A 22,539-nucleotide genomic window follows, 5' to 3' on the forward strand; every position below is an offset into this window, starting at 1 on the left:
ATTATGTCTGAGTCGCCCCCTGAATTAGAAGATGATATTCCAGCTTATACCTCTGGCCTACCTGGGGTGCTGGGCATTATCGATGAATGGATAGCCCGTGGCGAAGCCGTGATGTTAGCCGCGGGTGTATTACTGATGGCCATTAATACCTGCGCCAATGTGATTGCCCGCTTTGTGTTTGGTGAAGGCTTCTTCTTCTCCGGAGAAATTAACCGGATTCTAATTATCTTTATTACTTTTGCCGGTATTGGTTATGCCGCCCGTCATGGTCGTCATATTCGCATGTCTGCGTTGTATGATTCATTGCCCGCAAAATTCAGAAAGATATTGATGATTTTCATCGCCCTATTTACCGCCGCCATGATGTTCTTTTTGGCTTATCACTCCTATGAGTACATAGAAACCCTTTACAGCCGTGGGCGTATTCTGCCGGCGCTGGGTTTTGAAATTTGGTGGATTTATATATGGGCACCTATCGGCTTTACTGTAACCGGTATTCAATACCTCCTAACCGCCGTTAAAAACGTCACTAGTCCAGAGGTGTATTTATCTACCGGAGTGATAGACGGCTACGCCGATACAGAAACGGAAGTGTAATACCGCATGAGCAGCATAAACTTGACATTAATAATCATAAAAAAGGCATAAACCATGGCAACTCTATTAATGGTCATCATGATTAGCCTGCTGCTACTGGGCTTTCCCATGATGATACCGCTGATCACCGCCTCTGTAGTTGGCTTTGTAATGATCTTCGACGGCTTTGGTCAGATGGGCACCTTTATTCAGCAAATGATGGCCGGTATTCGCCCCGCGTCACTCATTGCAGTGCCGATGTTTATTTTGGCCGCCGACATTATGACGCGTGGCCAATCCGCCGACCGGCTGATTAATATGGTAATGGCCTTTATCGGCCACATTAAAGGCGGACTCGCCATTAGTACCGCCACCTCTTGTACCTTGTTTGGTGCCGTTTCTGGATCAACTCAAGCCACCGTGGTCGCGGTAGGCTCGCCGCTGCGTCCCAAAATGCTTAAGGCAGGTTATTCAGACTCTTTTACGCTCGCGCTCATTATTAACGCCAGTGACATTGCCTTTTTGATCCCCCCCAGTATTGGCATGATTATTTATGGCGTGATCTCCAAGACCTCTATTGCCGAGCTATTTATTGCCGGCGTAGGTCCAGGCTTGCTTATTCTGGTAATGTTCTCGCTTTACTGTTTGTATTACGCCCATAAGAATAAGGTTCCAACTGAGCCAAAAGCCAGCTGGTCTGAACGTGTAACCGCCTCACAAAGAGCTCTGTGGCCGCTGTTTTTCCCAGTGATTATTGTTGGCGGTATTTATGGTGGCATTTTTAGCCCCACCGAAGCCGCCGCCGTATGTGTGTTATATGCTTTTTTGCTCGAATTTGTGGTTTTTCGCTCACTCAAATTGCCAGAGCTCTATCGCATCGCTAAATCCACAGGCCTGATCACCGCCGTGGTCTTTATTTTAGTGGCGGTGGGCAACGGCTTTTCTTGGGTGCTGTCATTTGCACAGGTTCCACAAGCCATTTTAGAGTCGGTAGGCATCAACGAAGCCGGCCCCGTGGGTGTGTTAGTGGCCATTTGTGTGGCGTTCTTTATTGCCTGTATGTTCGTCGACCCCATAGTAGTAATTCTGGTATTAACGCCCATTTTTGCGCCAGCCATTCAGGCGACCGGATTAGACCCTGTATTGGTGGGGGTGTTGATTACCTTACAGGTGGCCATTGGCTCGGCCACACCGCCTTTTGGCTGTGATATTTTCACCGCCATAGCCATCTTTAAGCGCCCCTATATGGAAGTAATACGCGGCACCCCACCCTTTATCTTTATGCTAGTGGTTGCGGCAGGCTTGATTATTGCCTTCCCCGAGATAGCCCTATTCTTACGTGATCTGGCTTTCCCCGCAGAATAAGAAGGTGAGATGTGAGGGGTAAAGAGTGAGGCGTACTACAAATACACCGGATCTGCGGTACTAGGTGCAGCTTCCTCACACTTTACCCTACACACACTCTTAGTGACCGAAGGAGAACTGCGTGTTTAATAAAATAGTCGTGGCCGTTGATGGCTCTGCTTCATCACTGAAAGCCGTAGAAAAGGCGGTGCAACTGCAAGGGCTCTTACCCCATGCCGAGATTTATCTTATCTGCGTCTATAAACATCACAGCTTATTTGAAGCCAGCTTATCCATTGGCCGACCGGTGGATATGGATATTCCCGACAAGGTACTGTCTGATTACGCAAAAGAAGTGGTAACTCATGCTAAAGAACACGCTTTTGGCCAAGGTGCGACCCAAGTACGCGCCTTCGTAAAAAGTGGCCGCCCCTCTAAGGTCATCGTTAGATTTGCTCGTGAAAAAGAAGCGGATTTGATAGTGGTCGGAACCCGCGGCACCCACAGTGATAAAGACGGCATTCTCTTGGGCAGTGTCTCGCACCGCGTCACCAGCGCCGCCAAATGCCCAGTGTTGGTGGTTTAAATGCTTGTAAAGAGTAATGGGTGAAGAGGACAAATAGAACATCCAACCTAAACCTATTTTTGCCCGTTTCTTTGTAGCGAGAGCCACGGAAAAACACACTGATATCGTGTTCATCGTAGGCGCGCTAGCCGTCACTTGGCAGGTGGTTATCGGTCTGTGGCCTCGCAGCAAACAACTAGACCCAAGCACCGTTGAGCTAGCGGCTAAATAAAGTGGCATCAAACCATCATAAAAAACACAAGACCGCTGCGGCGGTCTTGTTATTGCTAAAAAGAAGCGCCCGGTGATGCCTCTATTACTAACTGCTCAATAACCGGCTGCTCACTAAAGGCCATGCCTCCCTTTCCTGCATGCTTTACTTGATACATAGCGGCATCTGCACGCGCCATCACATTACTAAAGTCATGCCCGCCCAATACCGCCTCAACTCCCATACTCATGCCGACGTAAGCTTCACCACTCTCTAATTCAAAAGGTTGGTTAAGGCAGCTAATGCAAGCCTCAAGCAGCGGTCGAGTTCTTACATCGCCTCGCTGCCATGGTAACAACAACACAAATTCGTCACCGCCTAAACGCGCTATAACGACCTCAGAGGGGCATTCTTGCTGTAGCCGCTCGGTAAACTGTACCAACAAGCGATCGCCCGCCCTATGCCCCAAGGTGTCATTCACTTGCTTAAAATCATCTAAATCAATAAAACACAGGGTAAGTTCACCCTCTTGCTGTAGTTGCGTAAACGCGCTCGTTAGCGCAGCCCTGTTAAGTAAGCCGGTTAGCGGATCTTTATGCGCCAACCTCGACAACGCTAACTCATACTCTTTCTCTTGTGTCATATCAATATGAGTACCCATTACCCGCAACGGCTCACCTTGATCATTCCACTCCACTACGCGGCCGCGGTCTTGCACCCAAGTCACCTTGCCGGTTTTACTCAGCATACGATGTTGCACTTCGTAAAAATGGTTACGCCCTTGCAGATGGTCGTAAAAATTATTAAGCACTTCCTCGCGATCCTCTGGGTGCAGGTGCTCTTTCCAAACCTCAAAGTTCGCTTCCAGCTCTTTGGGCTGAAAGCCCAACATCGAACCCCAGCGTCGGTTAAAGATAATTAACTTACCGCTGGCAATATCAAGTTGCCAGACACACAAACCAGTGCCATCCATAGCGGCATCTAGTTTTTCTCTGGCATCTGCAGCAATGCGTTTAAGGCGTTCATTTTCAGCCTGCAGTTTTAGTAACTCTCGGGAAGGAGTTATCCCCATAACAAGACTCTTATTGTTCATTATTGATATTAATTTGCTATGTCGCCTAGCTTGATTTCCTAGTAGCCAGATGCTGATTTAACGTATGGTAAAGCCTAGCACGATTCTGCTACATCAGTGATAGCGCAGGTGCCCCACCTTGGAGGCCACAGCCTTGTCATTCTTATATTGTGGTTGCACATCGAATTTTTGCTGTAACGTGCTTAAAAATACATTTCAATGAAAGGCTTAGACTGACTGAACGGTCAACAGATAGGCCCGTGACTAAAACTAACGGATTGATAGCCATGTGATTAAGCTATCAAGTGTTATTACAACAGCTCAAACACAAGACACACTTCAATACCCACAATGGAGTGAGACAAGGTTAACGGTGCTTGATACTTGCAGGCCGCAACGCACACTCAAAAATAACCAAGGAATAACGTTAACATGAAACCCAGCATTGCCATTATTGGTGCCGGTTTAGCCGGTTTAACCTTAGCCCGAGAACTGAGCCTACACGCCGATATTACGCTATTTGAAAAGGCGCGCGGCTTAGGCGGGCGTATGTCTACTCGTCGCAATGACACTCATCAGTGGGATCATGGGGCGCAGTTTTTTACCGCCCGCAGCAGTGCTTTTACAGCACTGCTGACTCCTTTTATCAGTGACGGCACTGTCGTGGAGTGGCAGCCAAACATTACCACGCTAAGCCCACACAAATCTCCATATAAGCGCCCATGGTTTGAGCCCCATTACGTGGCGGTACCAGGGATGAACCGTCTGCTGAAGGCCATGGCCGGTAACTTAAATATACAACTAAGCACCCGCGTAGAAAAAGTAGAGCAACAGCACCAGCACTGGCGACTGCTTGATGAGTATGATCAATTGTTAGGTGAGTATGACTGGGTAATTAGTTCGGCTCCGCTGCCACAAACCCAAGTCTTACTGCCTGTCGAGATATTGGGTGATAACCTAGAACGCTATGGCATGCTTCCCTGCTATGCATTACTACTCACCGTGGACGATGCCGACTTACCCACCTGGGACGCAGCCCAAGTGAATGATGCCCCTATTCGCTGGGTTGCTTTTAATCATCGGCTGCCTGGGCGTAACCCCCAAGCGGGAACCGTGGTGGTGCACAGCACTCCCGAATGGGCAACCGCCCATCTAGAAGATGATCAAGAGGTGGTAAAGCAACAGCTACTTGAATCTTTTTGCAGCCTCAGTGGCGTCAATGCGAAGGCCATTACTCAAGTTCAGCTACACCGTTGGCGTTATGCGCTTAGTGCTGATGTGTCTGAGCCCGATGCTGAGTTTGTGTTAAACACCCAGGCGCGCTTAGCCGCTTGTGGCGACTGGTGCCTAGGCGGGCGCGTAGAAGCGGCCTTTACCAGCGCTTATCAACTAGCCAAAGTCTTACAGACCAAGTTCTTACAGACCAAACTCTAATAGTAAACATATTAAATAGGCCGATGGCAGCGAGCGTACATTATCGCTCTTTACCGCTATGTCTACAGACAAAAATCAACCAGATAACAGGTCCAAAGTGCCGCGTCATGACCTAAGCGGCTTATGGCTGCGTCTTTTCTACCATGTTACTTTAAACATATTGGGCCAGTGTTTGCCCGTAAGGTAAAACACCTCAGCTTGCTCATCATAGGTAATGCCATTGAGCACCGCTTCGGGATCACTCTGCCCACTTTCTGCCACTAATGCGCTGGCATCAATTTCGGCTTCAATACGGCCGTTGTTTTTATTGATACGCACTAGCCGCGACTCTTTCCATATGTTGGCGTAAATATGCCCGTTCACGCAGGCCAGATCATTTAACTTAAGCACCGGCTGGCCATTGAGGGTCACGTTTAGCTGCGCTTGCACCGCAAAATTGTTGGGGTTACGTTTATATAAGCGACTGGAACCATTGCTCATCCATAAGCTTTCGCCATCAAAGCACAAACCCCAGCCTTCTCCGCCATATTGAAACGCCTGCTTTAAGCTTAAATCACTAAGGTCATACACCAGCGCCAGCCCTTCGCGCCAGGTTAACTGGATCAGTTGCTGACCGACTCGCGTCAGCCCTTCGCCAAAATAAGCCGCATCTAGTTCACGCTTGGCCAATACCTCGCCGGTGCGCGGGTCCACCTTACGCAAACTGCTGTTGCCATATAAACCCGTGCTTTCATACAGCACGCCTTGATGCCATTCCAGCCCCTGAGTAAACGCTGTGTGGTCGTGGGGTAAGCGCTCAATCACCTTAACCGTTAACTGCACTACTGGCGCGTGGTTAGCAGCAGAAGGAATATCGGCAGCAGTGACAGCAAACGTCGATAAGCAATATAGCCAAATGGCCAGCTGTAGGTTTGCGTAAAATAACGTAATAATGATGTTCCTCTTTCAACTCAATGCCACATCGGCCATGCTATCAAAGGCATGCTCTTTGATTTATCACTATTAGTTTCCATCGCTTACCATTAGCTTGATACGTGTCGATAGTTGTCGCATTTCAAAATGGTTCAAATGGAGCTAAGCTATTGATGGATAACGGCTCACGCGCAAATATAGCGAATAGCGCCCGTTGGCAAAGCAGGAAAAACCTTGCTATCACTCTCATTTAAATAGAGATTCATCACTACAAAAATTAATAAATAAGTAGAAGAGAGTCGTGCTGCATTCTTACATAACAACCGCAGCCATTATCCATAATCAGGTCCCATTTATTCAGGAGCATCATAACAATGAAAAAATTATTCAGCATTCTTAACCCGCTACTCATTTTATCGCTAATGATGGGCACCATGCCCATCGCAGTGCAAGCGCAGCCCAGCCAGTTAGTGTCGACACAAAGTGCACTGGACGCCGTGCAAATAAGCGACGAACGCGATCGCATCAATGACTTGTTGGCTCGCAGCGATGTGCAAGAGCAGCTGATGAATTACGGCGTTGAAATGAGTGAAGTCGAAGCTCGTGTAGCGGCGATGTCTGACCAAGAAGTGCTGCAAATGGCCGATCAGCTCGACAATATGCCAGCCGGTGCTAACGCCGTTATCGGTGCTTTATTAACCGTGTTTATCGTGTTGTTAGTCACCGATCTGTTAGGTTTAACTAACGTCTTTCCTTTCACGCGCTAATGACTCATTTTAGCCTGCCAACAAACGTCCGCTTTGCGGGCGTTTTTTTATTATTCGCGATCGGGTCTTTGTTGCTGCTTACCGGTTGTGCTGCCACGCCTCAGTTATCTGATAACACCAAGGCACAACTGCCCAGTCAGTCTTATGTAACCGGTGTGCCGTTTTATAGCCAGCGTGACTACCAATGTGGCCCTGCCGCATTAGCCATGGTGTTGGGCGCCAGCGGCCAAAGCGTCAGCGTTGATACGTTAATTCCACAGGTTTTTCTACCCGATCGAGAAGGTAGTGTACAGCCAGAAATGATGGCCACCGTACGCCGCCATCAACGTATTAGCTACCCGCTTAACGGCGGCTTTGATGCGCTGTTAACCGAAGTCGATGCCGGTCACCCGGTGCTCGTACTGCAAAATCTATCATTACCAATTTTGCCCATGTGGCACTATGCGGTAGTCATTGGGTATGACCAAAGCAGAGAGCAGCTATTGCTGCACAGCGGCGAACAATCTCGCCAAGTAACTGCCATGAATCGTTTTGACGCGACTTGGGCGCGCAGCGACCGCTGGGCCATGGTGGTATTACCCGCCGGCCAGTTACCTCTCGGTATATCGGAACAGGCTGCCGCCGATAGCATTTCCGCCTTTGAGTCGGCGACAGATGCCCACGCCGCCCTGCCTGCCTGGAAAGCAGTTGTCGAGCGCTGGCCCGAATATGCCTTAGGTTGGTTTGCCTTGGGTAATGCCCTACATGCCGATGGCCAGCCTACTGCGGCTGCCGATGCCTTTAGCCATGCCACTCAAGCTGATAGCACACTGGCCGCCGCCTGGCTTAACTTAGGGTTAACCCAACAAGGATTAGGCAACACTCAAGCCGCCCGCGCCAGCCTACAACAAGCCGCGGCACTATCCGGAAAGTGGCAGCCGCAAGCAAAGCAGGCATTAGCAGAACTTTAAGAAAGTTAGCAGACAACTCGGAGCTTAAAGAGAGGTAACAGAGATAGCCTCCCACGACCGTGACATGCCAAGGATGGCATGTCCGAGCTTACATGGATGTACTCGTAGCGTGTCATGGGAGGCGGCTGTGTTACCTCTGACGTTCCGACCCTACACCTGACCAAATACTTAATGTGATTGGTATTAGTTTTTAATGTTAAATGAAACGTAAAAATAGACCCTAGTAAAAAGCATTGCTCAGCTACTGTGTAGCATGGGATAAGGTAAAGGAAACCTACTCCACGTATTTCATTTCAACATTAAGCATTCAAAACTCAACATTAGCGCTCTGCGCCGGGTTAATACATGGGCTCGTCGGAGGTAAGCATTTTGACCAGTCGACGGCGGGTAACTAGCCCTAAGCCTTGGCGAGCGATGGGAATTAAAAAGCCACGGGTGTCTTCTTTTTGAAGAATCTTCAAGCCGGTGAGCAAAGAAGCGTCTTCACTGAGTTCTATTAATTGTAAATTGGCATTAAGTAAGGGCGTGAGCAGCTCGGATAAGGTAATTGGCTGTGCTGATTCTTGTTGCTGATATGCCTGTTCAAGTACGCTCTTTTTCAGCAAATAACAGTGTTCATCTTGCCTTATAACCAACCAAGGTCGAGGCTGCTCTAAGATGGCGGCTAAATCCTGTTCCACTGCCAGATCCACCTCCACAAAACGAAAACTGGCTAGCTCAGATAGATAACGCTGAGCTAGCGCCGCTCGCAAGGGATGAGTTTGCAACAAGCGGCCTCGTTCTTTCAGCAAGGTTAAAATCAAAGAGGGCTGACGAAAACCATGCTGACACACTAGATTGGCGGTTAACACCACCGTCATCGCCGGAAACATCGCCTCGGCACTCAGCGATAATTCCAATACCGTGGCAATGGCCGCTAATGGTGCATGCAGCATGGCGCCCATCATGGCGGCCATGCCGAGTAATGCATATAAACCCGGCTCAGATCCGCCCGGTACCAGGGCGCCTGCAATCCCTCCAGCACACACGCCTAGCATCAGCATGGGTGCAATCTGCCCGCCGGGCACGCCTAGGCCAATGGCGGCAGCCGTGGCAACCAACTTGGCCGCTAAAATGAATAACAGCAGTAGCCAAGGCAGTTGAGCGCTTAAGGTGGCATTAATGGTGTCGTAGCCCGACCCTAAAATTTGAGGAACCCACAACGCTAAACTACCGGCTATCACACCCGCCAATAACAGCCGAACGGCGCGGGATTTAATGGGAAAGCGCAGAAATAGCCGCACCATATAATGAAACAATACGGCCACTAGCCCCACCCAAATCCCAGTGACTAACAAGCTGGGAATATCGCCATAGCCTGCCAGTGACAAACGAGTGGGCGTTAATATGGAGTGAGTGCCCAACAGTGAGCTGGTAAATGCAGAAGCAGTAATGGCCGAGGCAATAATGGGGGCAAAGCCTAATATGCTGTACTCCATTAATACCACTTCCATGGCAAACAGTACGCCGGCCAGTGGCGTATTAAAAGCCGCAGAAATAGCAGCCGCGGTGCCACAGCCGACCAACAGTCGTAACTGACTGGGCGGGCGGTGAGTATATTGCCCCAGCAGGCTGGCCACACCTGCCCCCATTTGCACTGCGGGCCCCTCTCGCCCCACACTGTGCCCAGAGCCGAGAGAAATAAGGGCTGCCACAAATTGAAACATCGTATTGGCCAACGGTAAGCGGCCTCGGCCAAACTGCAAACGTTCTAAAACATAAACCAAACCCACGGTTTGGGCCGATGCCGGGGTTATGCGATACAGTAAAATGAGTAATATGCTGCCTAATATCGGCAAGCCAAAGCGCCAGCCCATCGACAGCGATTCAAAGTCTTCTAACGAGGCGCCGTTTAGCCAGCCCAGCATCAAATTTAATAAAGAAATAAAACTGGCCATCACCAAGCCCGCTACCACTCCAATCACACACCCCATCACCACCAGAGGCAGCAGGCTGCTAGAAGGGCCCGTAAATAACTGACGTAGCGTTCTCTTTGCGTGGCTCATTTAGGCCTTGCTCCTACTCTTTATTGTTGATGTCTATCGCTTATATTCACCGCTAGTAGCCAGCCCAGCATCTCGTTGGCCAACCGCGCGTGGGCTATACCAAATGCAGCCACCACCGCAGCGACATCGGTGGTCGGTGACACTTCATTAACCGCAAACCGCCGACTCGCCAAGATGGTACGGCTGCGAGGATCAACTAACTGCGCATCAAAATGGATAACAACCACCGGCCGACCCTGCTGATATTCACTATAAAAAGCACGTAACGTGCCTCTTAGCTCTATATCGGCCTGTAATGCCTCACTGTCACTAATAATATGTTGGATCTTGCCTTGCTGCTGCCAAGTATCAATCAGCAGATCCCGAAACAACACCGGCACACTGGCCGCCCAACGCGCGCCTTGATAAACACTTAACTGATTGGGCCCTGGGATCACCGCAATACGATTACCCGATAATAAACCGCTGGTTTCCGGTTGATTGACCCGCAGCGTGATCGCCCGCGGCAAACCCGCAGCGAACACCGAGGCGGACATAAGATGGGACGGAGGCAAACGATAAAAAGTCACCGGTGACGGTTCAGGCAGTAGCGTACAGGCGGTAAGCATCATAAGCAGCAACAGCCATATTAGGCTGCGAATATGTTTTACGAGGCCGAGTATTGTCGTCATGATCATGGCTGAAACTCCTTAATGCGTTCCCCCCCCAGCAAAAAATCACTCGGGTCTTGCTCTAACTTGCGAGACACCTCGCCCAGCGTCTTCAAGGTACTACGCAACTCGCGCAGGGTGGGCTCCAGCTCGCCCATGCCTTGCAACCCCGAGTGTAACGCCTGCTGATTATCCGTTAATAAGCGCTCAATCTGGGCCGTGCTGCGCGCCAGCGACGCCACTGTCAGGTCGGCATTGCGCCAGAGTCGTTCCCCTTTATCATTGAACTGCCCCTCCAGCTTGCCCAGCAAAGTGGCGGCACGACTCATGGTGATTTTCATCTGCTGGCTGGCCTGCACCAAATTCTGCACTCCTTGACGGAGCTCGGTTTTTTGCTCGCTAATCACCCCGGTGGTGGCATTCAGGTTGGCCAGTACCTGATTGAAATGCTCGCCGTTTTCTTTTGAAAACAATGCATTGGCATTTTCGAGCAGCGATTTAAAGCCACTTAATAACTCCTCGCTGTTCAATCGCAGCTGCGCTATTGGCGAGGGGTCTGCCACTATGACCGGTATAGCGTCATCTTCGGCTTGTAGCCGCGGGCTGTCTGGCGAGCCTTCACTGAGCTGGATGTTGGACGTGCCGGTAATATTGGCCAGTGCCAAACGGGCGCGGGTATCGGTTTTAATGGGTGTTTGTCGAGCAATGCGCACCCTGGCCCACACCTGACGCGGATCGTCCGGATCCAGCGAGAGTCGTTCAACTTCACCCACTCGAATACCGCTGTATTCCACAGCACTACCCACACTTAAACCACTAACCGCCTCGCGAAATACAATGTCATATAAACGCGTGTCTTGCTGATTGCCCGCTTTCACTAGCCACAAACTAAACAACAAAATACCGGCGGCAATCGCTAGGGTAAAAATACCAATCAATACATGATGAGCTCGGGTTTCCATTGTCTACTCCTGAGCAAGTGTATCGGCGGCCTGCTGAGCCGCTCGGCCGCGAGGGCCATGAAAATAGTCACGAACCCACTCATCATCGGTGGCGGCGACCACCGCTAATCGATCCGCTACCAATACTCGCTTTTGCGATAACACCGCGACTCGATCGCAGCAGGCGTATAGCGTATCGAGATCATGAGTTACCAAAAACACCGTTAAATCAAGGGCGTCGCGCAGAGTTAACAGTAAGCGATCAAATGCCGCCGCCGCGATGGGATCTAAGCCGGCGGTGGGTTCATCTAAAAACAAGATATCGGGTTCCAGCGCCAATGCCCGCGCCAGAGCCGCTCTTTTGATCATGCCGCCAGATAATTCAGCGGGGTATTTATCACCGGACGCGGCTGGCAATCCCACTAGCGCCAGCTTAACCATAGCAAGTGCGGTGGCATCTTGGCGCGACAAGCCCGCTTGTTCAATCAGCGCCAGCGCCACGTTTTCTTTCAGGGTCAGCGATGAGTACAAGGCACCCTTTTGAAACAACACCCCCATACGCTTTTGTAATTGGCTGCGCTTAGCATCTGATAGTGCAGGTAAGTTATGGCCAAATAGCTCTACGGTGCCTTCGTTGGGCTGGCGCAGGCCGACAATCGATCGCAATAATACCGACTTTCCGGTGCCAGACCCGCCAACCACGCCCAAGATCTCGCCGTGATAAACGCTAAGATTCAGCTGTTCGTGCACAACATGGCTGCCAAAGCGATTAACCAGCTGTTGCACTTTAATTACCGCTGTTTCGCTATGAATTACCATCCCATCTCCATTAAGAACAGTGCAGCAATGGCATCCAGTAAGATCACCACAAAGATCGATTGCACCACGCTGGACGTAGTATGTTGCCCCACCGACTGGGCACTACCACTCACCTTGAATCCTTCTAGGCAGCCAATGAGAGCGATTAAAAAAGCAAAAATGGGCGCCTTACCCAGGCCTATCCATAAGTGTCGTATCGGTATTTGCTGCAAAATCGACAGATACTGCGCCAGCGATATGTCTAGTGACAGTAATGACACCATGGCCCCACCCAAAAAACCGGACAAAATGGCAACAAAGGTTAACAGGGGCAAGGTCAACACCAAGGCTAATAGACGGGGTAAGACAAGCAGAGTGATAGGGTCGAGCCCTTGAGTGCGCAGCGCATCCAACTCTTCATTCACCTTCATCGAGCCCAGTTGCGCGGTAAAGGCACTGGCGGTGCGCCCAGCTAGTAAAATGGCGGTGAGTAACACGCCAAACTCGCGTAAAAAAGAATAGGCGACCAAGTCCACCGTATAAATGGTGGCCCCAAAATTAGCCAGTACAGTGGCGCCTAAAAAAGCCACCACCGCCCCCACCAAAAACGTCAATAACACAACAATGGGCACTGCATTTAAACCACATTGCTGCATTTGCGCTACCAAGGCGGTGATTCGCCAGCGGCTGGGGACGAATATAGAGCAGGCCAACGCGCTTAAGGTCAGCCCCATAAACCCCAGCAACATCACAAACTGTTGCCAGCCATTAAGCATTTTCTGGCCCAAATTAGCCAGACTATCGGTCCAACTTAATGACGCTTGGGGCGGTGATTTATGGTCGAGCATGGCCTCGGCCACCGCCAATAGCAAGGCTTGCCGTTCTGCTGACAAGCCACTGGCATTGGGCAATAATTGACATAACACCTTGGCGCCCAGCAGTTCAACTAGCAAGGCGGCACCTGCGGTGTCTAACTCGATCAGTTGGCTCGCCTCTAGCCGCTGCGGCGAGGCATCCACCACACTCATGTTACGTTTCAGTTGGCCATAATGCTCTAGCGTCCATGCGCCTTGCAACTGAGCACAGCCAGCTTCTAAGGTTAAAGTTGGGCCGTTATTTTTCATTATTTTCGCCCCTGATAAAAACTCATATGAGACTTTTATTGTCCGACATCAATGCCATAACCACAACAACAAGGCGGTTTTATGCTAGGATCTGGCCATCTTTTTTATCAGGATGAGAGCCCTAACCATGTCGATAGAACAACAATTATTAACCCGTAGCGAACAGCGCTGTGAATTATGTACGGCTACCGAGCAGCTATCTGTACAAGCTGTAGCACCTTATAGCGATGACAGCGCCGAACACTGTGTTTTATTATGCGCTATCTGTCAGCAAGAGCTAGACTCCCCACAAGATCAAAACCATTGGCGTTGCCTAAACGACAGTATGTGGAACACTGAGCCTGCAGTACAAGTGCTGGCTTGGCGTACGCTTAAAAAACTGTCCGGCGAAAGTTGGGCGCAAGACTTACTGGACATGATGTACTTGGAGCCAGAAGTTCAACAGTGGGCAGAAGCGGGCTTGGTTGAAGAAGAAGATGACAGCGACGTCCTCCTTGATAGTAATGGTGTTCGTTTACAAGCGGGTGACTCGGTCACCATCATTAAAGACTTAGATGTAAAAGGCGCCGGCTTTACCGCTAAACGCGGCACTGTCGTAAAAAATATAGGCCTCAACGCCAGTCTAGCGGGGCATGTGGGCGGCAGAGTCAACGGCGTACAAATTCAGCTGGCGGTTAAGTTCTTGAAGAAGGTTTAAGAAAGAATACGTGAAGGGGGAAGGGTGAAGAAGACGGCCAAAAACCACACCGCCCTTGCTAAGATGGGTGAGTTTATCTCCCGTTCTTCACCCATCACCCTTTACCTATTTTCAAATTTGATTCTTACTTTCCGTGCTGCTCGTAACAAAAAATCGTGGCGAGAAAGTCGTTAAGGTTTATCTTTTAGCTTGGTGCTATATTTAATACCGTCCCCTTCACTCTTTACGTTTCACCCCTCACATTCTCTTATCGAGTTGAGGTTCCTATGTATAAGTTAGTATTTTTCGTGCCTGAGTCACATCTTGCAGAGGTAAAAGCGGCGGTGTTTGCCACCGGCGCAGGCCAAATTGGCGATTACGAGCAGTGCTGCTTTGAAACTCGCGGCACCGGCCAATTTAAGCCCATGGCCGCAGCCAACCCGTTTATCGGACATGCCGGTAAACTTGAGCGCGTTACCGAAGTGCGGGTCGAGCTGGTGTGTGCCGATACGCTTATCCGCCCCGCTATTGCCGCATTGCGAGCAGCCCACCCCTATGAAGAACCGGCCTTCGACGCTTGGCAACTCAGCGAGTTTACACATAGTGAAGAGTAAGGTATGAGACGCTAGCACCGAATATAGCTGTCGGTTTTACTCCTCACGCCTCACCATTCACCCCTCACCATTCACCCCTCACTATCTATAATAGGAGTCTGCTATGTCGACCCTTTGCACCCAAGCCTGCCCGTTGGGGTGGATAACACTAGAAACTGACAGCGCTTCTGACACCCATGCCAGTCAGCAAGAGGTGATTAAAGCCCTGCACTTTAGTGATGACATAGAACAAGCCATCGCCCCTAGTACTCCCTTACAGCGTTTAGCTTGCCAGCAACTCGATGAATATTTTTCCGCTCAGCGCCAGCACTTTGATTTACCACTGGATCCACAGGGTACGGCCTTTCAGCAACAGGTATGGCAAGCCTTGCTCACCATTCCTCATGGCGAACACCGCAGTTATAAATACATCGCCGAGCAAATCCATAATTCCAAAGCCGTGCGTGCGGTAGGGCTGGCCAACAGCCGCAATCCTATCGCCCTTATTATTCCGTGCCATCGCGTGATTGGTGCTAATGGAAAATTGGTAGGTTATGCAGGTGGTATAGAGCGCAAGGCTTGGCTGTTAAAACATGAGGCAGCAATCACTAGCTAATGATTTCGCGGACGGCATCAATGTGTGCGACATTCGCCATGCTTACTGTAAGTAATTACGCAAAAAGCAGGAGAAATATGCGCTTTGTGATCACGCCATCAACCATAAAAATATTAATTATTCATTAGTTTCAATAACTTAAATAACATGCAAATAGCAAGAGCTATATATTCGCCATTGTGGAGGCGTAAATTTCTTTGCTGCTGAGGTATTATTTATCTCGCAGGAAGCAAAGAGCCCGCTAGGATAGCAGGCGGCCAGGATGGCACAGGACACCACAGAAGTGGCACCAAGGACACCTCCAGGATGGAGAAGCACACGTTAAGTCAGGAAGACTAGCGGTCAGGATGACATAAAGGACAGCCCAAAGGATTTGGGAAAGGGAAAGCCGAAAAGGAATAGGCACGTCAGGGATTGCAGGGAGCAACATCGGTTTACGGATCAAACCAAGCAGACGAACAAAAAGGGGCAACATATGTTGCCCCTTTTCTATTTTCGTATTAGCGATATTGCTCTTAACTGATCGCTTACAGCTTAAGGCATACAGCTGCCCGATGGGCATTAGCTATTTGGCATCTTAACCACTAAACAGTCCATACCTTGGCGTACTAAGCGCTCACAGGTTTGTTTGGCTTGCTCTTGCTGAAGGCCAATCAATTGCGCACGAAATAAAGTGCGATCACTGATACTCACCTCATTAACCTTCACTTGAGAAGACGCAATGTCGTCAAACCGACGAGCTGCATCTGATGCTCTATCGTGGGCTGGCTTTGATGCCCGAAAAGAGCCGACCTGTACTGCCCACCCTAACTCAGCAGATAGCACTTGCGCAATCAGAGGCTGGGAGGGTGCAGGTTTAGCTAACGGAGCAGTCTGCGAGATAGGCTTAGTCACGACTCTTAGTGGCTGGGGTTTGACCTCAACGTCCGACGACAACCTACTAACCTTGCGTACCGTTTGCGTACTAATGACGACGTTGCTGGCTGGTACCGCTACCGTTTTTTTAGCCGCCTTGGGTGATAACTTCGCTAATTGCTCAGCTTTGATAAAGCTTTTATCTAACAATGCGACCATTTCGGCATCGCGCGATTGCGCGCTTTTGCCGCCCATGACTACGCCTACTAAGCGGTGTCCGTCTCGTGAAGTCGAAGTAGCAACGTTAAAACCAGAGGCTCGAATATAGCCAGTTTTCATACCATCGGTGCCCGCATAATCTTTTATCATGCGGTTATGACTATTATAAGTTTTGCCATTGAAGGTAAAAGAAAGCGTCGAAAAATAATGATAATAATCTGGGTGATCCTTCATTAATCGCATCGACAAGATTGATAAATCACGCGCCGTTGAACGCTGCATTTCATTAGGCAAGCCCGATGCGTTGCGAAAGGTGGTCGCGGTCATCTTCATCGCTTTGGCCTTAGCCGTCATCATCTTGGCAAACTCGCTTTCGCTACCGCCTAGCGCCTCGGCTACCACCACGGCGGCATCGTTGGCCGAACGCACCACTAACGCCGGAATAGCATCACGCACCCGCAAGCGGTCGCCTTTTTTTAATGAAATATTAGTCTGGGGCATAGAGGCGGCATGAGCCGATACCGGCATGGCGGTATCAAGACGCATCAGGCCTTTATCCATAGCCTCAAACAGCAGATACAAGGTCATCATTTTGGTTAACGAGGCGGGATAACGCGGCGCATCCATATGCGCGGCGTGCAGTACTTCGCCGCTGTCTGCATCTAGCACAATGGCTGCATAGCGAGGATTGACCTCGGCACTAACCTGCCCTACGCCTATGATCAGCAACGCCATTGCTAGCAGCCATTTTGTTGTTACTTTACGTGTTGAGACTAAGATGGCGACTAACATGGCAAGCCCCTAAAGATAATATAAACTTTGCAGACGCTACGTTATCGTCTGAATTCTGTCCAGCCTTAAATCGAGTGTTGATGGCAATGCAGCCAAGCCCTTACTTATTAGTTAAGACGCTAGGTTCCCACTCGCATAATAAAAAGGCGCCAAAGGCGCTTTTTTATTACAAGTAACAACACTTAGACGGTTAGGTTGGGCGCTAGCCACTTCTCCGCTTCTTCTCGCGTCATGCCTTTACGATCCGCATAATCCAGTAGCTGATCTTCCTGAATTTGTGCCACCGCAAAGTAACGGGTATTCGGATACGAGAAATAGAATCCAGCCACGGCAGCACCCGGCCACATCGCGTACGACTCGGTTAACTGCATACCAATGCGCTTTTCTACTTCTAACCAGTCCCACAGCGTACCTTTTTCGGTGTGCTCAGGACAGGCCGGATAACCAGGAGCCGGACGAATACCATCGTATTTTTCCCGGATTAATTCATCGCACGCCAACTGTTCGTCAGCCGCATAAGCCCAGTATTCACGCCGCACTAACAGGTGCAAGTACTCCGCAAATGCTTCTGCCAAACGGTCAGCCACCGAACCCGCCAAAATGGCATTGTAGTCATCTTCCGCCTCTTTATAGCGACGAATGATGTCTTCTTCACCAATGCCGCCGGTGACCGCAAAGCCACCTACATAGTCTGGTTGCGTACCTTTTGGTGCCACATAGTCGGCCAAGCAATAGTTAGGGAAGCCGTCTTTTTTCTCGGTTTGCTGACGTAAGAAGCGCAGGGTTTGTAACACTTCACTACGTGACTCATCGGTATAGATTTCAACGTCATCACCCACGCTGTTGGCGGGGAATAAGCCAATCACCCCCGCACAACTTAAGGTACCGTCTTTTTCTAGCTTATCGAGCATGGCTTGGGCATCGGCAAACAGCTTGGTGGCCTCAACACCGACGACTTCGTCTTCTAGAATACGCGGATATTTACCGGCTAATCCCCAGGTCATAAAGAAAGGAGACCAGTCTATGTATTCACGCACCACAGAAATTGGCGTGTTGTGAAACTCGTGTACTCCGGGCTTGGCGGGCACCGGCGGTACATAGGTTGCCCAGTCGATATCTACCTTATTGGCGCGAGCCTCGGCTAACGTCACCGGCTTAGTACGCGGCTTCTTACGTGCGTGTTGGTCTCGCACCACGTCATATTCTTTGCTTAAACGCTCTACAAACGCCGGCTTGTTTTCTTTGCTAAGCAAGGTTTGTACCACACCCACGGCGCGGGAGGCGTTAGATACATACACCACGGGATGGTCGTAGTTTTGTTCAATTTTAACGGCGGTGTGCGCCTTAGAAGTGGTCGCGCCACCAATCAGCAACGGTATAGTAAAACCTTGGCGCTGCATCTCTTTAGCCACGTGTACCATTTCATCGAGTGACGGCGTGATCAGGCCAGATAGACCAATCATATCGGCATTGGTTTCGCGCGCAGTTTGCAATATTTTCTCGCACGGCACCATGACGCCCAAGTCGATCACTTCAAAGTTATTACATTGCAGCACCACGCCCACGATATTTTTACCAATATCGTGCACGTCGCCTTTTACGGTGGCCATGACTACGCGGCCGTTGGTCTGACCAACCTCTTTGCTGGCCTCAATGTAGGGGTTAAGGTAAGCCACGGCACGCTTCATCACTCGCGCCGACTTCACGACCTGCGGCAAAAACATTTTACCGGAACTAAATAAGTCACCGACCACGTTCATGCCGTCCATCAGCGGCCCTTCAATCACGTCTAGCGGGCGAACGGCTGCTAATCGCGACTCTTCGGTATCTTCTTCGATGAAATCGGTTAACCCCTTAACCAGTGAGTGAGCCAAGCGCTCATTCACCGGCCAAGTACGCCATTCTAAATCACGGGGGTCTATGGTTTCCCCACCGCTGTTACGATAGCGCTCAGCAATTTCTAACAAGGCCTCGGTGGCCTCGTCATTTTCGTTGAGCACTACGGCAATCACTTTTTCTTTTAGCTCAGGCTCAATGTCTTCATAAATAGCCAGCTGACCGGCATTCACTATACCCATGTCCATGCCGTTGCGCACAGCGTGATACAAAAACACCGAGTGAATCGCCTCACGCACTGTTTCGTTACCACGGAATGAGAACGACACGTTCGACACACCGCCCGAGATCATGGCGTGCGGCAAATTCGCCTTAATGTCTTTCACTACTTCGATAAACTCAACCGCGTAGTTGTTGTGCTCTTCAATACCGGTGGCAACGGCAAAGATGTTCGGGTCAAAGATAATGTCTTCTGGCGGAAAGCCCACTTCATCGACCAATATGCGATAAGCGCGTTCACAAATCTCATACTTGCGCTTGCGAGTATCGGCTTGGCCCACTTCATCAAACGCCATCACGATTACGGCGGCGCCATAGCGGCGCACTAACTTAGCCTGCTCGATAAATTGCTCGACGCCTTCTTTCATCGAGATGGAGTTAACGATGCCCTTACCCTGAATGCATTTCAGGCCCGCTTCTATTACTTCCCACTTCGAGGAGTCGAGCATGATTGGCACCCGAGAGATATCGGGCTCACCGGCAATCAGATTTAAGAAGCGCGTCATACAGGCCTTCGAGTCCAACATGCCTTCATCCATGTTGATATCGATAATTTGTGCGCCGCTTTCTACCTGCTGCAGCGCTACTTGCAGCGCTTCGTCGTATAACTCTTCTTTGATCAGCCGCTTAAACTTGGCCGAGCCGGTAACGTTAGTCCGCTCGCCCACGTTCACAAACATGGTGTCGGAAAAAATATTAAAGGGCTCAAGACCAGATAAACGACAAGCAGGCTTAATGTCTGGCAGCACCCGCGGCTTAATACCGGCGACGGCTTCAGACATCACCCGAATGTGTTCCGGGGTCGAGCCACAACAACCACCCACCAAATTCAAGAAGCCACTTTCTGCCCATTCGCGAATATGCTCAGCCATTTCCTCGGCTTCTAGATCATATTCACCAAAGGCGTTGGGCAGACCCGCGTTGGGGTGCGCAGAAACATAGGTTTCACTGATGCGTGATAATTCAGCGACGTATTGGCGTAGCTCATTGGGGCCAAGCGCACAGTTCAAACCAAACGAAATAGGATTGGCGTGGCGCAACGAGTGATAAAAGGCTTCGGTGGTCTGGCCCGTCAATGTACGGCCTGATGCATCGGTAATGGTACCCGAGATCATCACCGGAATGCGGGTGCCTAGCTTGGCGAATAAGGTTTCGATAGCGAATACGGCCGCTTTGGCATTAAGGGTATCGAAGATGGTTTCGATCATGAGCAAGTGGGAGCCGCCGTCGATCAAAGCTTGAGTGGCTTCGGTATAAGCGGCCACTAGCTGATCGAAGGACACGTTACGGAAACCCGCATCGTTTACGTCTGGCGAAATAGATGCGGTGCGGTTGGTTGGACCTAATACACCGGCCACAAAACGTGGTTTATGGGGCTCTTTGACCGTCCACTCATCTGCCACTTTGCGCGCCAACTTGGCCGCTTCAAAATTCATTTCCGCCGCCAGCGACTCCATCTGGTAATCGGCCATGGCGATATGCGTGGAGTTAAAGGTATTAGTTTCAACAATGTCAGCACCCGCAGCAAAATAATCGCTGTGAATTTGAGCGATTAGCTCTGGTTGGCTCAGCACCAGCAGGTCATTATTACCTTTTAGATCTGATGGCCAGTCGGCAAAGCGCTCACCGCGATAAGCCGCTTCGTCTAAGCGATGTGACTGGATCATAGTGCCCATGCCGCCATCAATAATTAATATGCGCTCGGCAAGCGCCTGTTCGAGCTGGGAAAAAACGGGGGATTTGGACACTGCTGACTCCTGTTACAACCTAATTCCTTTAGCGATTAACATGTTATCACACAATACTTAGCTAGAAATTCAGACATCTACAGCTCCGAGCAAAAAAACACCTTATTCTTTTAAAAAAAGTGAGCAATTTAACCGCAGTTTTTCCTATGGAAGACCCTGCAATTAAGGCACACTATGCACCACTGGCGAAGACCAGACCCTAAGCTTGCAAATATAATAAAATCTCTTACCGGAACTGTCCTTCATGAGCGTCTATTACACCTTGTGTTTCTTGGCGGCCACGGCGATCACTATCGCCTTCGTCAACCAATACATAATGAAAATACAAACCACCATTGCCATTACTTCTGGCGCCCTCGTTATCTCTATCTTAATGTTAATTCTGGGTAAAACCACTTGGCCTGAGCTGCAAATCCATGCCATTGGTACCCTTGAAAATATCGACTTTGGTGAATTCCTGCTACAAGGTATTCTCGGCTTTTTGCTGTTTGCCGGTGGCTTAGGTATTAATCTGCCAGCCCTTAAGAGCCAGAAGTGGGAAATATCGATATTAGTGATTTTTGGCGTCCTTATTTCTACCGGTGTGGTTGCCGCAGGGCTCTGGCTATTAGCCTATGTCGCCGCCATTCCTCTGCCATTTATTTATTGCCTGTTATTTGGTGCGCTTATCTCGCCTACCGACCCCATTGCCGTGCTCGCGATCGTCAAAAAGCTCGGCGCACCAGAACAAATCGCCATTCAAATTGAAGGCGAGTCTTTGTTTAATGACGGCATTGGTCTGGTTATCTTCCTGACTATTTTTGCAGTGGCTTTTAGTGGCACCGAAGCAACTCTTGGTTCGGTGATGACATTATTCATGCATGAAGCCATTGGTGGCATTATTTTTGGTGCTTTATTAGGCTTAATGTCGCACATCATGATCAGCGCGACCGACGACGGCTCTATGGAACTGCTAATAACGTTGTGTATTCCTACCGCAGGCTTTGCTTTAGCAAATATGTTGGGGCTGTCTGGTGCCTTAGCCATGGTCGTCGCGGGGATCATGATCGGCAACTGGACCCGCTACACTGGGTTTTCTGAGCAAAGTGAAAAATACCTCGACCAGTTCTGGCATTTACTGGATGAGTTTTTAAACGCCTTGTTGTTCTTGTTGATTGGTTTAGCCATGTTGTTGGTAGAATTTCACTGGCAAGCTTGGGTACTGGTGCTGTGCGGCATTCCTTTGGTACTGGCCAGCCGCTTTATTAGTGTGTCGCTGCCTTATGTGATTTTTCGACGTTTTAGAAGCTACAACAAATTCTCGGTGCGTATTCTTACTTGGGGCGGGCTGCGGGGCGGCTTGTCGTTGGCTATGGCGCTGTCTATTCCCGCCGGCGTTAAACTGGGGACCGATGACCAAATCGAGCTGCGAGATCTGGTCTTAATGATGACCTACGCCATCGTACTGTTTTCTATTATCGTACAAGGCATGACCATCACCCCTATTATCAATAAGGCAAAAGCCGCAGAAAAAGCCGGCTTTCCGATTGACTGAAT

19 protein-coding genes are annotated in these 22,539 nt (G+C 49.9%); 10 read left to right on the top strand and 9 right to left on the bottom strand.

The features are described 5' to 3' along the window. Window positions 1-3 precede the first annotated feature (3 nt). From ACFQ1C_RS10850 to ACFQ1C_RS10860, 3 genes are all read left to right on the top strand, one after another. Window positions 4-597: a TRAP transporter small permease gene (locus ACFQ1C_RS10850; protein ID WP_379558631.1), complete on the top strand. Its 594-nt coding sequence runs from the start codon at window positions 4-6 to the stop codon at window positions 595-597. 54 nt (window positions 598-651) lie between these two features. Beyond that, window positions 652-1,941, top strand: a complete 1,290-nt coding sequence (locus ACFQ1C_RS10855) for a TRAP transporter large permease (protein ID WP_379558632.1) — start codon at window positions 652-654, stop codon at window positions 1,939-1,941. A 121-nt stretch (window positions 1,942-2,062) separates the two neighbouring features. Next, the gene (locus ACFQ1C_RS10860; RefSeq protein ID WP_379558633.1) at window positions 2,063-2,506 is read left to right on the top strand and encodes a universal stress protein; all 444 of its coding nucleotides are present in this window, start codon (window positions 2,063-2,065) and stop codon (window positions 2,504-2,506) included. A 266-nt stretch (window positions 2,507-2,772) separates the two neighbouring features. On the opposite strand, the gene ACFQ1C_RS10865 is transcribed toward ACFQ1C_RS10860, so the two are convergent. After that, window positions 2,773-3,768 carry a diguanylate cyclase domain-containing protein gene (locus ACFQ1C_RS10865; protein ID WP_379558634.1) on the bottom strand — a complete coding sequence of 332 codons (996 nt, stop codon included), beginning with the start codon at window positions 3,766-3,768 and terminating at the stop codon, window positions 2,773-2,775. Window positions 3,769-4,200: 432 nt separating this feature from the next. On the opposite strand from ACFQ1C_RS10865, the gene ACFQ1C_RS10870 reads away from it, so the two are divergent. After that, window positions 4,201-5,202, top strand: coding sequence for an NAD(P)/FAD-dependent oxidoreductase (locus ACFQ1C_RS10870; protein ID WP_379558635.1), 1,002 nt, complete (start codon window positions 4,201-4,203; stop codon window positions 5,200-5,202). Between the two features lie 138 nt (window positions 5,203-5,340). Here ACFQ1C_RS10870 and ACFQ1C_RS10875 read toward each other — a convergent pair whose 3' ends face one another. Next, on the bottom strand, window positions 5,341-6,105 hold the full coding sequence (locus ACFQ1C_RS10875) for a glutaminyl-peptide cyclotransferase (RefSeq protein WP_379558654.1): 765 nt from the start codon (window positions 6,103-6,105) through the stop codon (window positions 5,341-5,343). A gap of 383 nt (window positions 6,106-6,488) precedes the next feature. On the opposite strand from ACFQ1C_RS10875, the gene ACFQ1C_RS10880 reads away from it, so the two are divergent. Then, window positions 6,489-6,881, top strand: coding sequence for a PA2779 family protein (locus ACFQ1C_RS10880; protein WP_379558636.1), 393 nt, complete (start codon window positions 6,489-6,491; stop codon window positions 6,879-6,881). Window positions 6,882-6,949: 68 nt separating this feature from the next. After that, on the top strand, window positions 6,950-7,831 hold the full coding sequence (locus ACFQ1C_RS10885) for a PA2778 family cysteine peptidase (protein ID WP_379558637.1): 882 nt from the start codon (window positions 6,950-6,952) through the stop codon (window positions 7,829-7,831). A 338-nt stretch (window positions 7,832-8,169) separates the two neighbouring features. Here ACFQ1C_RS10885 and ACFQ1C_RS10890 read toward each other — a convergent pair whose 3' ends face one another. From ACFQ1C_RS10890 to ACFQ1C_RS10910, 5 genes are read right to left on the bottom strand one after another with little or no spacing between them, the layout of a single operon-like run. Continuing rightward, on the bottom strand, window positions 8,170-9,876 hold the full coding sequence (locus ACFQ1C_RS10890; protein WP_379558638.1) for a chloride channel protein: 1,707 nt from the start codon (window positions 9,874-9,876) through the stop codon (window positions 8,170-8,172). A gap of 20 nt (window positions 9,877-9,896) precedes the next feature. Beyond that, on the bottom strand, window positions 9,897-10,553 hold the full coding sequence (locus ACFQ1C_RS10895; RefSeq protein WP_379558639.1) for an ABC-type transport auxiliary lipoprotein family protein: 657 nt from the start codon (window positions 10,551-10,553) through the stop codon (window positions 9,897-9,899). Next, on the bottom strand, window positions 10,550-11,488 hold the full coding sequence (locus ACFQ1C_RS10900; protein ID WP_379558640.1) for an MlaD family protein: 939 nt from the start codon (window positions 11,486-11,488) through the stop codon (window positions 10,550-10,552). Before ACFQ1C_RS10900 ends, ACFQ1C_RS10895 begins: the two co-directional genes overlap by 4 nt. A 3-nt stretch (window positions 11,489-11,491) precedes the next feature. Then, entirely contained in the window at window positions 11,492-12,286 is a 795-nt protein-coding gene (locus ACFQ1C_RS10905; protein ID WP_379558641.1) for an ABC transporter ATP-binding protein, read from the bottom strand. Beyond that, window positions 12,280-13,389: an MlaE family ABC transporter permease gene (locus tag ACFQ1C_RS10910; protein WP_379558642.1), complete on the bottom strand. Its 1,110-nt coding sequence runs from the start codon at window positions 13,387-13,389 to the stop codon at window positions 12,280-12,282. The genes ACFQ1C_RS10905 and ACFQ1C_RS10910 overlap by 7 nt, the downstream gene beginning before the upstream one ends. A 127-nt stretch (window positions 13,390-13,516) precedes the next feature. Between ACFQ1C_RS10910 and ACFQ1C_RS10915 the strand changes: the two genes are divergently transcribed. From ACFQ1C_RS10915 to ACFQ1C_RS10925, 3 genes are all read left to right on the top strand, one after another. Beyond that, window positions 13,517-14,086, top strand: a complete 570-nt coding sequence (locus ACFQ1C_RS10915) for a PhnA domain-containing protein (RefSeq protein WP_379558643.1) — start codon at window positions 13,517-13,519, stop codon at window positions 14,084-14,086. A gap of 266 nt (window positions 14,087-14,352) precedes the next feature. Then, on the top strand, window positions 14,353-14,679 hold the full coding sequence (locus ACFQ1C_RS10920) for an NGG1p interacting factor NIF3 (protein WP_379558644.1): 327 nt from the start codon (window positions 14,353-14,355) through the stop codon (window positions 14,677-14,679). Between the two features lie 103 nt (window positions 14,680-14,782). After that, entirely contained in the window at window positions 14,783-15,274 is a 492-nt protein-coding gene (locus ACFQ1C_RS10925) for a methylated-DNA--[protein]-cysteine S-methyltransferase (protein ID WP_379558645.1), read from the top strand. A 561-nt stretch (window positions 15,275-15,835) separates the two neighbouring features. On the opposite strand, the gene ACFQ1C_RS10930 is transcribed toward ACFQ1C_RS10925, so the two are convergent. Then, window positions 15,836-17,140 carry a serine hydrolase gene (locus ACFQ1C_RS10930; protein ID WP_379558646.1) on the bottom strand — a complete coding sequence of 435 codons (1,305 nt, stop codon included), beginning with the start codon at window positions 17,138-17,140 and terminating at the stop codon, window positions 15,836-15,838. 182 nt (window positions 17,141-17,322) lie between these two features. After that, a complete protein-coding gene (gene metH / locus ACFQ1C_RS10935; protein ID WP_379558647.1) occupies window positions 17,323-21,003 on the bottom strand; it encodes a methionine synthase in 3,681 nt (1,226 codons plus the stop codon). A gap of 244 nt (window positions 21,004-21,247) precedes the next feature. Here metH and ACFQ1C_RS10940 point away from each other — a divergent pair, with 244 nt between their 5' ends. Then, entirely contained in the window at window positions 21,248-22,537 is a 1,290-nt protein-coding gene (locus ACFQ1C_RS10940) for a cation:proton antiporter (protein WP_379558648.1), read from the top strand. Window positions 22,538-22,539: the final 2 nt, after the last annotated feature.

Source organism: Oceanisphaera ostreae, from assembly GCF_042676125.1.
Classification (GTDB): domain Bacteria; phylum Pseudomonadota; class Gammaproteobacteria; order Enterobacterales; family Aeromonadaceae; genus Oceanimonas; species Oceanimonas ostreae.